Origin of the sequence: Flavobacterium sp. GSP27 (assembly GCF_003970395.1) — a bacterium.
Taxonomy (GTDB): Bacteria; Bacteroidota; Bacteroidia; order Flavobacteriales; family Flavobacteriaceae; genus Flavobacterium.
In genome coordinates, this window is the sequence record NZ_RYDP01000004.1 from 160,378 (window position 1) to 175,259 (window position 14,882).

Sequence of the window (14,882 nt, forward strand, 5' to 3'; positions counted from 1 at the left end):
GTAAAGTTATACAATTATTTAACCCGAAGCACAAAATAATTTTTCTTACCGCTTTGCAATAATACAAATTGATTGTTGATTAAATCTTTGTTCGAAAGCGAGAATTCTTCGGTTACTTTTTCTTTATTTACTGAAATAGAATTAGCTGTCAAAGCGCGTCTTGCTTCGCCATTCGATTTTAGAAATCCTGTTTTTTCGTTTAGAACATCAACAATATTAATTCCAGCCTCAATCTCGGCTCTGCTGATTTCTGCTTGAGGAACACCGTCAAAAACATCTAAGAAAGTAGCTTCGTTCAATTGCTTCAAATCATCTGAAGTAGAATTTCCGAACAAAATATTCGATGCTTTTATGGCGTTTTCTAAGTCTTCTTTGGAATGCACAAAAACGGTAAGCTCTTCGGCCAATCTTCTTTGCAAGACTCTTAAATGCGGTGCCGTTTTATGCTCTACTATTAATGTGTCTATTGTTGCTGCATCTAAAAAAGTAAAAATCTTAATGTATTTTTCCGCATCCACATCGGTGGTATTCAACCAAAACTGATAAAATTTATAAACCGATGTTTTATCAGCCGTCAACCAAACATTTCCTCCTTCGGATTTTCCAAACTTGGTTCCGTCCGCTTTTGTGATTAACGGACAAGTCATCGCGTATGCTTTGGCCTCTTCACCTACATTCATCCGACGCACTAATTCAGTTCCAGTTGTAATATTTCCCCATTGATCAGAACCTCCCATTTGCAACAAACAATTGTATTCTTTGTGCAAATGGTAAAAATCATATCCTTGAATTAATTGGTACGTAAACTCCGTAAAAGACATTCCTTCGCCTTCACCGGACAATCTTTTCTTTACAGAATCTTTGGCCATCATGTAATTCACCGTGATTCGTTTGCCCACGTCACGAGCAAAATTAATGAATGACAAATTCTTCATCCAATCGTAATTATTTACCAGAACTGGCGCATTTATTTCGCTTGAATTAAAATCTAAAAAACGGGATAAAACACTTTTTATCCCCTCCACATTATAATTTAAAGTCGCTTCATCCAAGAGATTTCTCTCATCCGATTTCCCAGATGGATCCCCTATCATTCCTGTTGCTCCACCCACTAATGCAATTGGTTTATGTCCGAAATTTTTCAAGTGAACCAAAAGAATTATAGGTACTAAGCTTCCAATATGTAAGGAATCCGATGTTGGATCAAATCCTATATATGTAGTTGTCATTTCTTTTAGAAGTTGCTCTTCGGTTCCAGGCATGATGTCGTGAACTAAGCCGCGCCATTGTAATTCGGAAATAATATTTTTCATTGTATAAAAATCAATTTCCACAAAGATAAAATTTATTGTGGATTCGGTTATTTGTTTAATAGGTTATTCAAAAAAAATTATTCGTATTTTCGTAGCATGATTTTAGTCACAGGAGGAACGGGTTTAGTAGGCACGCATTTATTGCTTCATTTAATTGAAAATGGAGAAAAAGTACGTGCTATTTATCGAAGCATTGCTTCAATGGAGAAAACGAAATCCCTATTTGTCATCTACAAAAAGGAATCGTTATTCGAGCAAATCGAATGGATTCCCGCAGATATTACCGAAATCCCTTCGTTAGAAATCGCCTTCCAGAATATTAATTCCGTCTACCATTGTGCCGCTTTGATTTCTTTTGATCCAAAAGATGAAGATGCTTTGCGAAAAACAAACATTGAAGGCACCGCAAATATTGTGAATTTTTGTATCGCTTATAAAATAAAAAAACTGTGTTTTGTAAGTTCCATTGCCACTTTGGGTGATTTGCTGCCTCATGAAAAATTCATCACCGAAGAAACCGAATGGAATCCGGAAAAGTACCATACTGATTATGCTATTTCTAAATATGGTGCCGAAATGGAAATCTGGCGCGGACAACAAGAAGGTTTAGATGTGATAATTGTAAATCCAGGCATCATTCTCGGGCCTGTCCCGAAGTTTCGGGATTGGGAGCAAGGAAGCGGACAACTTTTTACGAAAGTAAAAAAGGGACTGCAATTTTACACGCTAGGTTCAACCGGATTTGTTGCCGTTACTGATGTGGTCCGAATTGCACATCAATTGATGCAAAGCGAAATCAAGAATGAACGCTTTACCTTGATTGCAGAAAACAGTGTTTACCGGGACATCCTGAATACTATGGCGGATGCATTGGGCGTGAAACGACCTGAAACTCATGCAAAACCCTTTTTCATGGAAATTCTCTGGAGATTGGATTGGTGCGTTTCTACTATTTTTCAACAAAAGAGAAAATTATCGCACGCTACCGCAAAAGCTTCCTACTCGAAAAACAGGTATTCCAATGAAAAGATTAAAAACAGATTAAAAACAGATTTTACAAATATCACCGACTACATAAAAGACATTTCAGCGCTTTAAAAGGGCGCTTCATTCTGTTTTAATCGCGAAGTATCCTTAACAATTACAGGCGTTTTTTTCTTTTTCAAAAGAAGGGATTTCTTTTTCTTTTTATCTATGGTAAGTAAAGAATCAACTTGTTTTTTGTTATCCTCCAATCGTTGGGTCATTTGCTCAAACATCACTTTGTAACCCTCATAATCGGACGCATAATAAATATTACTTTTGGCAAACTGCAGGCTGTCAATTTTATATTTTTTATAAATATATTGTGTAGGATTTATTTTGAACGTGTCCAGGGAGGCTGGATTTTGGTATTTTATCGCTTCTAAAACAGACAAATCATACATCACATTTATCATAACGTCTTTATCAATAAGCCGTTTCGGTTTTTTGACTACTTCCTCTTTACAACCTAATAAGAGAGTCCCGATCGCTAAAAATGCTATAATTTTTTTCATTTATCAAAAATTTATCTTTCAAACAACAACCGTTTGCCCACACGAATGTCTTTTACCTTAAATGCGTTATATACTAATTGTCCATTTACAAAAGTATGGGTAATTCTGGACTTAAAAGTAAAACCTTCAAATGGTGACCACCCACATTTAGCCATAATATTTTCTTTCTTAACACTCCACGGCAAACCTGAATTTACGATCACTAAATCCGCATAATAGCCTTCTTTAATGAAACCACGTTTTTCTATTTTGAAAATCTTTGCCGGATTATGACACATTTTTTCCACAATTTTCTCCACGCTAATTTTACCTTGATGAAAGGCTTCAAACATAGCCACAACAGCGTGTTGAACCAGAGGCCCACCGGAAGGCGCATTCAAATACGATTGTTTTTTTTCTTTTAATGTGTGTGGCGCATGATCTGTGGCAATCACATCGATTCTATCATCCAGCAAGGCTTCCCAAAGTACTTTCCGGTCATTCGCAGTTTTTACCGCGGGATTCCACTTGATCAGATTGCCTTTGGTTGCATAATCATCATTGGTAAACCACAAATGATGGATACAAACCTCAGCTGTGATTTTCTTGTCTTCCAATGGAATTTTATTGGTAAACAAATCCATTTCTTTAGCAGTTGAAAGGTGAAAAACATGCAAACGCGCTCCTGTTTTCTTCGCCAGCGCAACCGCTTTGGAAGACGAAATATAACACGCTTCCTCACTGCGGATCAGGTGATGTGCGGTAATGGGAACATCTTCTCCATACTCTGCTTTGTATTTTGCTAAATTATTTTGGATAGTCGTTTCATCCTCGCAATGTACCGCGATAAGCAGTGGTGTACTGGAAAATATTTTTTCTAAAGTGGCTTCATTATCCACCAGCATATTTCCGGTTGAGGATCCTAAAAATATTTTGATTCCGGCAACATTCTTTGGATTTGTTTTTAGAACCTCTTCTAAATTATCATTGGTTGCACCCATCATAAACGAATAATTCGCATACGATTTTTGGGCAGCCAACTCGTATTTTTGTTCTAATATTTCTTGGGTAACCGCATTCGGAACCGTGTTCGGCTGTTCAATAAAGGAGGTAATTCCCCCTGCAATTGCGGCCTTAGATTCGGATTCGATGTCGCCTTTGTGCGTGAGTCCTGGCTCTCTAAAATGCACCTGATCATCAATGGCTCCGGGAATTAAATAATTTCCCTCGGCATCAATGATTTTACATTCAGAGGATTTAGCGCTGATGCTTTCTGCAATTTCAACAATAAGGTCATTCTCAATTAACAAATCACCTTCAAAAATGACTCCTTCATTTACTATTTTGGCATTCTTTATTAAAACCCTGTTCATCGTATTTTTTTCTTATAATGTATTGAAAAGTCTTTTTAATCTAAGCGAAATAACTCCAAAAACGGCTTCAATAATTATTGAATTACTCATTTTGGATTGCCCCTTGGTTCTATCAGTGAAAATAATTGGAACCTCTACGATTTGAAAATTCTTACAATATGTTCTATATTTCATTTCAATTTGAAAGGCATACCCAACGAATTTAATGGAATTTAAATGGATTTCTTCTAAAACTTTTCTTTTGTAACAGACAAACCCAGCGGTAGCATCATGAATTTTCATTCCGGTAATCATGCGCACATAAACAGAGGCAAAATATGACATTAGCACCCGGCTTAAAGGCCAGTTCACCACATTGACACCGGTTACATATCTAGATCCAATTGCTAAATCAGCATCCCCAAAATGACAGGCACTGTACAATTTTTCTAAATCATTGGGATTATGAGAAAAATCGGCATCCATTTCAAAAATATATTCATATCGGCGCTCCAATGCCCATCTGAATCCATGTACATAAGCCGTTCCCAAACCTGATTTCTTTTTTCTTTTCTCTAAAAACAACCTGCCTGCAAATTCTCTCTGAAGCAAAACAACCTTATCAGCAGTGTGATCTGGTGAATTATCATCAATAATAAGCACATGAAAGGGTTTGTGTTGAGAAAGCACCGATCGGATAATGCTTTCTATATTTTCAATTTCGTTATAGGTAGGAATTATAACAATACAATCATTCATATTTAGGCTAATTTCACCGCAAAAGTAAACTTTTTATGCCACTTGATCCTTAATAAAATTATAATAAAAAGAATGGCATAAAAATTAGTAATTTTGCACTGTTATGATAGAAACCATACTTCATCCAAGAATAACAGAGAACAAAGACTGGGCGACCGTACTTTTTGTGCTGTCATTTGCTATTATTGCTATTACTAGATCCATTTTCGAAAATCGTTTTGGTGATTTTGCGAACCTTATTTTCTCCAATAAATACACCAAAGTATACCGTGACAGCAGTCATCTCAAAAGCGGATTCACTGTTGCTTTATTTTTGGTTCAAATCATCTCCCTTGCGTTCTTCATCCAAATTGCATTGAGCTATTTTGGCCCTGTTTCAAAAACGGACTGGTTGCTTTATATTCAAATATTTACGTTCTTGATCTTCTTCGTTTTAGCAAAGTATTTAATCGAAAAAATAATTGCAACCTCATTCAATATTGAAGAATTTATGGAGCAGTTCAACCTTCAAAAGGTAACTTACAGGACCTATATTGGATTAATCATACTGCCATTCAATATTATTTTGTTTTATAACGACACAATCTCAATAAATATTCCATTATTAATTATAGGCATTATATTGACAATCAATGTTATAACTTATTTTATTTCAATAAAAAATTATCAAAATTTAATAATCGGTAAGTTGTTTTATTTTATTTTATATCTTTGCGCTCTCGAAATAGCTCCCTATTATTTCATGTATTATTGGTTCACAAAAGGGAGTGCTTAGAAAACGTTAAAATATGAAAGTGAAAACAATTTTGGTATCACAACCAGAGCCTAAAGTGGAAAATTCCCCATACTTTGAACTTCAACAAAAGCATAAAGTAAAAATTGATTTCAGGCCTTTTATTCATGTAGAAGGAGTTAATGCAAAAGAGATCCGCCTTCAAAAAATTGATCTTAATCATTACACCGCAATTATTTTAACCAGTAGAAATGCAGTAGACCACTTTTTCAGAGTGGCCGAAGAAATGCGATTTAAAGTACCCGAGGGATTAAAATATTTCTGCCAATCAGAAGCAGTCGCTTTTTACCTGCAAAAATATGTGGTATATCGAAAACGGAAAATTTACGTTGGACCAAAAGACTTTGCCGATTTATCCCCACTGATTAAAAAATACAAAGACGAAAAATTCTTATTACCTGCTTCAGATCAACTCAATGCGGATGCTCCAATAACGCTGGACGCCTTAAAAGTAGACTGGACTCCCGCTATTTTTTACAAAACAGTGATGAGCGATTTGTCTGATTTAGCCGATGTATATTATGATGTTTTGGCCTTCTTTAGTCCAACCGGAATAAAATCATTGTTCATGAATTTTCCAGAATTTGAGCAAAACAATACTCGAATTGCTGTTTTTGGCAGTACCACCCAAAAAGAAGCTTTGGATCATGGCTTAAGAATCGATATTCTTGCACCAACCCCGGAAACTCCCTCGATGACAATGGCTTTAGAGAAATATGTTATGGAAGCCAACAAAGGAAAATAAAAAATTACTTTTCGAAATAAAATCAAAAAAGCCATTCGCAATCCGAATGGCTTTTTTGATAATACAAAATCTAAAATTCCGTTGTGGTTCTTTATCGTGTATTACTGATACATATAAATTAGTACTACTGTCAGTTCGAGCACAGTCGAAAATCATTTTAGCATCCAGACTGCGCTCAATATCACATAAAACTCAACAAATACTAAATTTAATCGTTTTTTTTTTAAATTTGATTTTCAATTCAAACTAAATTTAATAGTTTAGTTTAAAACAACAACCTATGAAAATCAATTCACTAGTAGTAGAAATTGACGGTATCGATAAAGAAATCTTGCGCGACTTGATGGAAGATGCCCGAAAGCCAATTCTTCAAATCGCCAATAAAATTGGAATTTCCGGAGCTGCGATTCATCAACGTTTGCGAAAACTGGAACAATCCGGCGTTATTTCGGGATCAAAATTTACGGTAAACAATAAAATTTTGGGCTATAACACGATGGCTTTTGTTGGAATTTATCTGGACAAAGCGGCTAGAAATCCAGAGGCAGTACGTGATCTAAAAAAAATTCCTGAAGTACTAGAATGCCATTATACGACAGGAAACTGGTCTATTCTTATTAAAATAATTTGTCGGGATAACGAACATTTAATGCAATTACTCAATACCAAAATCCAAGCGATAGAAGGCGTTTCCAGAACAGAAACCTTTATTTCTCTGGACCAACAAATTGAAAGACAAATTCAATTGTAGCACCACTTTTATCTCTTTGTGACTCCATGAACCTTGTCATTTCTGCGTAGGATAAATCACATACTCCGAATAACTTGATGAGATTTCTTCTCCGTAAAGATGAAATAGAGGCAAAAAAATCCGTCTTGTTCTTACACAAGACGGATTTGTATTTTTTTAGCAAACATCTAATTCCTTCTTCCTCCCATATAAATCGAAACATAATACAAGAGTGTCGCGATGGATCCTAAAGCAGCCACAACATACGTTCTAGCAGCCCATTTAAGCGAATCTTTGGCTCCCGCTTGTTCTTGCTGTGTCAGCATTCTTTTGTTTTCTAACCAAGCCAACGCCCGATTACTCGCATCATATTCGACCGGCAAAGTAACTATAGAGAATAAAGTAGTTGCTGCAAAAATGATAATTCCCACCAGTAGTAATTGCGGAAAAGTCTTCATCATCAAGATTCCTCCTAGCAAGATCCACTGCATATACGTAGAGGCTACATTTACCACCGGCACTAATTTAGATCGCATTGTCAGCCACTGATACCCTACAGCGTGTTGCACCGCATGTCCACATTCGTGAGCCGCAACAGCTGCCGCAGCCGCATTTCTTTGGTTGTAAACGGCCTCGCTTAAATTCACAGTTTTGTCAGATGGATTATAATGATCCGTCAAACGTCCCGGTGTAGAGATTACTCGTACATCACGAATCCCGTTATCGGCAAGCATTTTCTCGGCGATTTCAGCACCGGACATTCCGTTTTGCAATTGCAATTTAGAATAATGTTCAAATTTGCTTTTTAGTCTTGAACTAACTAACCAGCTGAAAAGCATGATTGCTCCGGCAAGAATCAAATAACCCATTCCCATATTTTTGTTTTTTAATTTATTATTTAAAGTTACAAAAGAATTATCAAAATCTGAACCATTTTTTTATTGCGTCAATTTGGCATTCCTAAAAATGGAACGCAGATTACGCGGATGAAAAGGATATGCGCAGATTTATACGGATTAGTATGTTTGTTAAAAATTTACCCCACTAAATTAATAATTTTTCCCGGAACAATTATTACCTTGTTTGGCGTTCTTCCTTCTAATTGTTTGATGGTTCTTTCATCTTTCATTACAATTTTCTCGATTTGCTCCTTGGTTAAATCCAAAGGCAAAACCATCGTGAAACGCATTTTTCCATTGAAAGAAACCGGATATTCCTTTTCACTTTCTACTAAATATTTAGCTTCAAAAACAGGAAAAGCAACTGTTGCAATCGAACCTTTATTTCCTAGCAACGACCATAATTCTTCGGCGATGTGTGGTGCATACGGCGAAATCACAATCGCTAAAGGCTCCAAGATTGCACGAGAATGACAATTCTGCGTTGACAATTCATTCACACAAATCATAAATTGTGAAACCGAAGTATTAAATGAAAAACCTTCGATATCTTCTGCTACTTTCTTGATAGTTTTGTGCAATGATTTTAGATTCTCCCCCAACCCCTCCGAAGAAGGGGAGTCAGAAACGTAGAAAGAGTCGTCTGGTCCAGTATGATACAAACGCCATAATTTTTTCAAGAAACCAAAAACTCCTGATATTCCTGCTGTATTCCAAGGTTTTGCTTGTTCCAATGGACCTAAGAACATTTCATACAAACGCAATGTATCAGCTCCATATTCGTTACAAATATCGTCTGGCGTTACTACATTGTATTTGGATTTCGACATTTTTTCGATTTCGCGACCTACAATGTATTTTCCGTTTTCATCTAAAATAAATTCCGCATCTGCATAATCTTCTCTCCAAGCTTTGAATCTTTCAATATCTAATTCATCAGAAGAATTAACCATTGAAACGTCAACATGAATTGGCTGCACGTTTTGTCCACCGATTTTATTTTTAGAAACATACGTATTTGTTCCGTCTAGTCTATAAACAAATGCACTCATTCCCAAAATCATTCCCTGATTGATCAGTTTTTTGAATGGTTCTTCGGTTGGAGCAAAACCTTTATCTTTCAAGAATTTGTTCCAAAAACGGGAATACAATAAATGTCCGGTGGCATGTTCGCTTCCGCCAATATATAAATCTACGCTTTCCCAATATGCCAATGCGTCTTTACTTGCAAATTCGCTTTCGTTCTTCGCATCCATATAACGCATCCAATACCATGAACTTCCCGCCCAACCTGGCATCGTGTTCAATTCTAATGGGAATATAGTTTCCTCCCCCAACCCCTCCGAAGGAGGGGAGAGAAGCTCATTCGAAACCACTTTATTATTTACACTGTCCCAAGCCCAAACCAAAGCGTTACCTAAAGGCGGTTGCCCGTCTTCGGTTGGTAAGTATTTCTCTACTTCCGGCAAGATGATTGGTAAATGTTTTGCGGCAATCATTTGCGGCAAGCCATTCACATAATATACCGGAAACGGCTCTCCCCAATAGCGCTGGCGCGAGAAAACAGCATCACGCAAACGGTAATTGATTTTTCCTTTTCCTTGGTTTAGTTTTTCTAATTCTTCTATCGCTTTTTTAGTCGCTTCTTTGTACGTTAATCCGTTTAGGAAATCAGAATTGGCGATAATCACATTGTCTTTCGAAACGTATGCAGCTTCAGAAATATCTACATTGGCAAAAATATTTTTGATTTCTTGCATGCCTTGTTGCCCTTTGAAGAAATTCGTAAAAGCATAATCTCTTTCGTCGCCACAAGGAACCGCCATAACCGCGCCTGTCCCGTAACCTGCCAAAACATAATCCCCAATCCAAACCGGAATTGGTTCTTTCGTAAAAGGATGCTCTACGTAAGCACCAGTAAATACTCCAGAAATGGTTTTAACATCGGCCATACGTTCTCTTTCGGAACGTTTTGACGTTTTTTCTACATACGCATTGACTGCCGCTTTTTGTTCCTCAGTTGTTATTTCTTGAACCAAAGGATGCTCTGGAGCCAATGTCATGAATGTAACTCCAAAGATGGTGTCGGGCCGAGTGGTGAAAATCCCCACCCCAACCCTCCCCGAAGGGGAGGGAGCCGAAGCTGAATTCGTAATATCTTCTCGTTTTCTATTATTTAATTCAGTTTGAATTTTAGACAAAACTGCTTCAATATCTTTTTTTACCTCATCATTTGAAAATCGAATAACTTTGAATCTGTGTTTTTGTTCTAATTCAAAAGTCCTTTCTTCATCAAGTTCTATTTGTTCAGGAGTATTATGATATTCTCCATCAACTTCAACAACCAATCTACTTTCCAAACAAACAAAATCAGCAATGTAATTACCAATTAAATGTTGTCTTCTAAACTTACTGTCTAATTTTTTATTCCGAACAGCATCCCACAATAACGCTTCAGCAAATGTTGGTTCTTTTCGCATTTCCTTGGCATTAACCAATAAATGTTTAGCATTCTGAGAATCCCCTGTCATGTACCCAGGCTCGGCTCCCCCTCTTTTGGAGGCGGCTGGGGGGAGGAGATTAAAGGTTACCATCGCCCCAACACTTTTCCCAATCCAGTTTCTCTGACTTTCCTTAATGCTTTCGCTCCAGTCAATATCGTTTAAGCCTTGCAGTAAACGTTCTGCATAAGCCGAAATTCGCATGCTCCATTGTGTCATTTTCTTGCGCACCACTGTAAAACCGCCACGCTCTGAAACACCATTTACGATTTCGTCATTTGCTAAAACCGTTCCCAATCCCGGACACCAGTTTACTTCAGTCTCGGCCAAATAGGTCAATCTGTATTGCAATAAAATTCGCTCCTGTTGCTCTTTTGCGAAAGCGTTCCATTCATTTGCTAAAAAAACTTCACTATTTTCATCGCAAACCGCATTGACATTTGCATTTCCTTCTTTTTGGAAAATCGAAACCAAAGTCGAAATATCTTCGGCTTTGTCGCTGTTTTTATTGTACCATGAATTGAATAATTGAATGAAAATCCATTGTGTGTGTTTGTAATAATCGGGATTTGAAGTACGCACTTCTCGACTCCAGTCGAAAGAGAATCCAATTTTGTCCAATTGCTTTCTGTATCCTGCAATTTTATTTCCTTCTTTATCCGTTCCGCCGTCAATATTTACCGAAGTAGTATCCTCAGGACGCTGACCAGTCTGTATGGCATATTGCTCAGCAGGCAAACCAAAACTGTCATAGCCCATAGGATGCAACACGTTAAAACCTTGGTGTCTTTTGTATCTGGAATACACGTCAGAGGCAATGTATCCCAGCGGATGTCCTACGTGCAATCCTGCTCCAGATGGATAAGGAAACATATCCAGTACGTAATATTTAGGTTTTGTTGCGTTATTTTCAGCTTTAAATGTTTCGTTTTCTAACCAATATTGCTGCCATTTGGTCTCTATTTCGTTCGGATTGTATTTCATTCCTCTTTTTTATTGTTTTTTAATGGAGTCATGCTGTCGCGCACTCAAGTCATTCCTCTTTTTTATTGTTTTTTAATGGAGTCATGCTGTCGCGCACTCAAGTCATTCCTCTTTTTTATTGTTTTTTAATGGAGTCATGCTGTCGCGCACTCAAGTCCTTTNNNGGAGTCATGCTGTCGCGCACTCAAGTCATTCCTCTTTTTTATTGTTTTTTAATGGAGTCATGCTGTCGCGCACTCAAGTCCTTTTTATAAGGTTCTGAACAAATGAGCAACTGAGGTTCTACCTTTTATTACGATGACTATTTTTAGGTCGCAAATTTACGTTTATTGTACGAAAGTTGAAACTTTGAGCGTTATTAACTTTAAATAAAGAAATTCTTTGTTATTTTTACCCAATAATTTCAGTAAACTATGAGTTCTTCCTTTGATAATTTTCAAAAACGCCGTTTAATTTCCTCTTATTTCTCAGTAGTGCTAAGTGTATTCTTGGTCTTGTTTCTACTTGGAATATTGGGTCTTTTCATTATAAATTCTAAAAAATTAGCGAACGATTTCAAAGAAAATATTGCCATGACCGTTTTTTTCAAAAACGAAGCCAATGACACGATATTAAAAGCTTTTGGAACTGAATTAAAAGCAAGTCACTTTGTAAAATCATACGATTATGTAACCAAAGAAGCTGCAGCAAAACAACATACCGATATTATTGGGGAGGATTTCCTGGTATTTCTGGGAGAAAACCCGTTGCAAAACTCGTATGACATTCACCTGAAAGGAGATTATGTAGTAAAGGACAGCATAACAAAAATTGAAGCTAGCTTACGCAAAAACGCTATGATTTCCGATATTGTGTATGACAAACAATTAGTAAATCTGGTGAACGACAACATCAAAAAAGTAAGCATGTGGATTTTGATAATCAGCGGTTTTTTATCTTTTATTGCCGTATTACTGATCAATAGTTCGTTGCGTTTGTCCATACATTCTAACAGATTCATCATTAAGACCATGCAAATGGTAGGTGCTACCAAATCATTTATCAGAAAACCTTTTGTAATGCGAAGTATAAAACTGGGCATGATTGGAGCTTTTTTAGCCATAATAGCCTTGACTGGTGTACTGATTTATATAGAAACCAGTTTTCCAAATCTTGGCATATTAGAAGACAAAGCATTAATTGGACTTGTTTTATTGAGTGTTCTAGGAATTGGTATTTTAATTACCTGGTTAAGCACGCATTTTGCAACACAACGGTTCTTGAATTTAAGAACAGACGATTTATATTAATTTTTACTCGTTTATTTGGCTATTTGTTTACTCAAATTCTCACCATTCAGCGTTTAAATCAATCTCATAAAATGGAAAACAACAACCACAAACCAGAATTTCTTTTTGACAAAATAAATTATAAAATTCTCTTAATCGGGATTGGTGTAATTGCCTTGGGATTTATTCTAATGGCCGGCGGAGGAAGTGATGATCCAAATGTATTTAGCGAAGACATCTTCAATTTTAGAAGAATTCGACTTGCGCCAACAACTGTTTTAATTGGTTTTGGCATTACTGTATATGCCATTCTTAAAAACCCAAAAAAATAACAAACATTGACGCATTATAAGTTACAATACTGATTAACAGACTACTAAAAACAGAACACTGATCACGCTATAATGAATACATTACAAGCTTTTTTAATTGCCATAATCGAAGGATTAACAGAATATTTGCCCGTTTCATCCACAGCACACATGGTTTTCCTAAGTTCCTATTTTGGAATTCAAGAAGATGATTTTGTGAAGCTTTTTCAGGTTTCTATTCAGTTTGGAGCTATTTTAGCTGTCGTGGTATTGTACTGGAAAAAATTCTTCGATTTCTCCAAATTCAATTTTTACATTAAACTCATTTGTGCCGTAATTCCTGCTTTGGTTTTAGGAAAATTATTTGACGATAAAATAGAAGCTATTTTGGGTGATCCTATCCCTATAGCGGTGGTGTTAATTATAGGAGGTGTAATTCTGCTTTTTATTGACAGTCGTTTTCAAAGCCCCACTATCATTCAAGAAGAAGATATTACTGTAAAAAAAGCTGTAATTATTGGTTTCTGGCAATGTTTAGCCATGATGCCGGGGACAAGTCGTTCCGCTGCCTCGATAATTGGGGGAATGCAACAAGGATTAACGCGGCATGCTGCGGCAGAATTCTCTTTCTTTTTGGCCGTGCCAACAATGATGGCGGTAACATGCTATTCTGTGTTCTTGAAAACCTACGAAACTTCACAAATGAAAGGCTATGAATTGATTTTAAAGTCTAACGAAAACATCCAATTATTCCTGATTGGTAATGTCGTGGCTTTTATCGTTGCCATTATAGCAATTAAATTTTTTATTGAAATTATCAAAAAATATGGTTTCAAACCATGGGGCTGGTACCGAATAATTGTAGGTATCTTTTTATTGATCTACTTTTCATACTTTAAATAATTTCCTTTGAAGACAGCCGAAGATTACCAAAACGGACAAATTTTACTGATTGACAAGCCCTTGAACTGGACCTCATTTCAGGCGGTGAATAAATTGAAATGGGCATTAATCACTAAACTGAATCTGCCAAAAAAATTCAAGATAGGTCACGCTGGAACGTTAGACCCTTTGGCAACCGGATTACTGTTAGTTTGTACCGGAAAATTCACCAAAAGAATCACTGAACTTCAGGGTCAAGCCAAAGAATATACCGGAACTTTTTACATTGGAGCGACTACGCCTTCGTATGATTTAGAAACGGAGATCGATCAAACTTTCTCGACAGATCATATTGATGATGCTTTAATCCATGATACCATAAAACAGTTTCTAGGCGAAATAGATCAAAAACCCCCTATTTATTCGGCTATAAAAAAAGATGGCGTGCGCTTGTATGAACATGCCAGAGCAGGAGAAACTGTTGAAATTGCCACCAGAAAAACAACGATTCACGAATTTGAAATCACCAGAATTGCACTTCCTGAAATAGACTTTAGAGTAGTTTGCAGCAAAGGAACTTACATTCGTTCCTTGGCATTTGATTTTGGAAAAGCCATGGGTTCTGGTTCGCACTTAACGGCTTTACGCCGAACCAAAATTGGCGATTATGATGTAAAGAATGGTGTAGCTGTTACTGTTTTTGAAAATAATTTAGACTCCAATAATTAGTGTTTTGAGACTTTCAACCCTAACAACATTCTTAGTTGCTTTTTTAAAACGAGAATAATTTCCAAATTAATTCATCCCTAATTATATCTTTTTTTAATT

14 protein-coding genes are annotated in these 14,882 nt (G+C 36.5%); 8 read left to right on the forward strand and 6 right to left on the reverse strand.

Annotation, left to right across the window (positions count from 1 at the left end):
* Positions 1 to 14 precede the first annotated feature (14 nt).
* On the reverse strand, positions 15 to 1,313 hold the full coding sequence (gene tyrS, locus EKM05_RS05395; protein WP_126553994.1) for a tyrosine--tRNA ligase: 1,299 nt from the start codon (positions 1,311 to 1,313) through the stop codon (positions 15 to 17).
* 96 nt (positions 1,314 to 1,409) lie between these two features.
* Here tyrS and EKM05_RS05400 point away from each other — a divergent pair, with 96 nt between their 5' ends.
* Positions 1,410 to 2,411: an NAD-dependent epimerase/dehydratase family protein gene (locus tag EKM05_RS05400; protein WP_126553996.1), complete on the forward strand. Its 1,002-nt coding sequence runs from the start codon at positions 1,410 to 1,412 to the stop codon at positions 2,409 to 2,411.
* Here EKM05_RS05400 and EKM05_RS05405 read toward each other — a convergent pair.
* Genes EKM05_RS05405 through EKM05_RS05415 form a run of 3 tightly spaced genes read right to left on the reverse strand, consistent with a single transcriptional unit; the run spans position 2,408 to position 4,941 of the window.
* Positions 2,408 to 2,851 carry a DUF4296 domain-containing protein gene (locus EKM05_RS05405; protein ID WP_126553998.1) on the reverse strand — a complete coding sequence of 148 codons (444 nt, stop codon included), beginning with the start codon at positions 2,849 to 2,851 and terminating at the stop codon, positions 2,408 to 2,410. The two genes, EKM05_RS05400 and EKM05_RS05405, sit on opposite strands and share 4 nt — an antisense overlap.
* Positions 2,852 to 2,862: 11 nt before the next feature.
* Positions 2,863 to 4,203, reverse strand: a complete 1,341-nt coding sequence (locus EKM05_RS05410) for a dihydroorotase (RefSeq protein WP_126457602.1) — start codon at positions 4,201 to 4,203, stop codon at positions 2,863 to 2,865.
* A 12-nt stretch (positions 4,204 to 4,215) separates the two neighbouring features.
* Positions 4,216 to 4,941, reverse strand: coding sequence for a polyprenol monophosphomannose synthase (locus EKM05_RS05415; protein ID WP_126554000.1), 726 nt, complete (start codon positions 4,939 to 4,941; stop codon positions 4,216 to 4,218).
* Between the two features lie 103 nt (positions 4,942 to 5,044).
* Here EKM05_RS05415 and EKM05_RS05420 point away from each other — a divergent pair, with 103 nt between their 5' ends.
* The 3 genes from EKM05_RS05420 (at position 5,045) to EKM05_RS05430 (ending at position 7,230) form a co-directional block, all read left to right on the forward strand.
* A complete protein-coding gene (locus EKM05_RS05420; protein ID WP_126457604.1) occupies positions 5,045 to 5,716 on the forward strand; it encodes a DUF4271 domain-containing protein in 672 nt (223 codons plus the stop codon).
* A 13-nt stretch (positions 5,717 to 5,729) separates the two neighbouring features.
* Positions 5,730 to 6,479: a uroporphyrinogen-III synthase gene (locus EKM05_RS05425; RefSeq protein WP_126457605.1), complete on the forward strand. Its 750-nt coding sequence runs from the start codon at positions 5,730 to 5,732 to the stop codon at positions 6,477 to 6,479.
* Between the two features lie 280 nt (positions 6,480 to 6,759).
* Positions 6,760 to 7,230 (forward strand): Lrp/AsnC ligand binding domain-containing protein, encoded by a 471-nt coding sequence (locus EKM05_RS05430; RefSeq protein WP_126457606.1) that lies wholly within the window; start codon positions 6,760 to 6,762, stop codon positions 7,228 to 7,230.
* A gap of 167 nt (positions 7,231 to 7,397) precedes the next feature.
* On the opposite strand, the gene EKM05_RS05435 is transcribed toward EKM05_RS05430, so the two are convergent.
* Together EKM05_RS05435 and EKM05_RS05440 are read right to left on the reverse strand one after the other, a co-directional pair.
* A complete protein-coding gene (locus EKM05_RS05435) occupies positions 7,398 to 8,084 on the reverse strand; it encodes a zinc metallopeptidase (protein ID WP_185964876.1) in 687 nt (228 codons plus the stop codon).
* 161 nt (positions 8,085 to 8,245) lie between these two features.
* The gene (locus EKM05_RS05440) at positions 8,246 to 11,593 is read right to left on the reverse strand and encodes a class I tRNA ligase family protein (RefSeq protein ID WP_126554002.1); all 3,348 of its coding nucleotides are present in this window, start codon (positions 11,591 to 11,593) and stop codon (positions 8,246 to 8,248) included.
* A 413-nt stretch (positions 11,594 to 12,006) separates the two neighbouring features.
* Here EKM05_RS05440 and EKM05_RS05445 point away from each other — a divergent pair, with 413 nt between their 5' ends.
* From EKM05_RS05445 to truB, 4 genes are all read left to right on the forward strand, one after another.
* The gene (locus EKM05_RS05445) at positions 12,007 to 12,882 is read left to right on the forward strand and encodes an ABC transporter permease (protein WP_126457611.1); all 876 of its coding nucleotides are present in this window, start codon (positions 12,007 to 12,009) and stop codon (positions 12,880 to 12,882) included.
* Between the two features lie 71 nt (positions 12,883 to 12,953).
* Positions 12,954 to 13,193, forward strand: a complete 240-nt coding sequence (locus tag EKM05_RS05450) for a DUF3098 domain-containing protein (RefSeq protein WP_126457612.1) — start codon at positions 12,954 to 12,956, stop codon at positions 13,191 to 13,193.
* Positions 13,194 to 13,265: 72 nt separating this feature from the next.
* Positions 13,266 to 14,075, forward strand: coding sequence for an undecaprenyl-diphosphate phosphatase (locus tag EKM05_RS05455; RefSeq protein ID WP_126554004.1), 810 nt, complete (start codon positions 13,266 to 13,268; stop codon positions 14,073 to 14,075).
* 6 nt (positions 14,076 to 14,081) lie between these two features.
* Positions 14,082 to 14,783 carry a tRNA pseudouridine(55) synthase TruB gene (gene truB / locus EKM05_RS05460; protein ID WP_126457614.1) on the forward strand — a complete coding sequence of 234 codons (702 nt, stop codon included), beginning with the start codon at positions 14,082 to 14,084 and terminating at the stop codon, positions 14,781 to 14,783.
* The last annotated feature ends 99 nt before the right edge of the window (positions 14,784 to 14,882 follow it).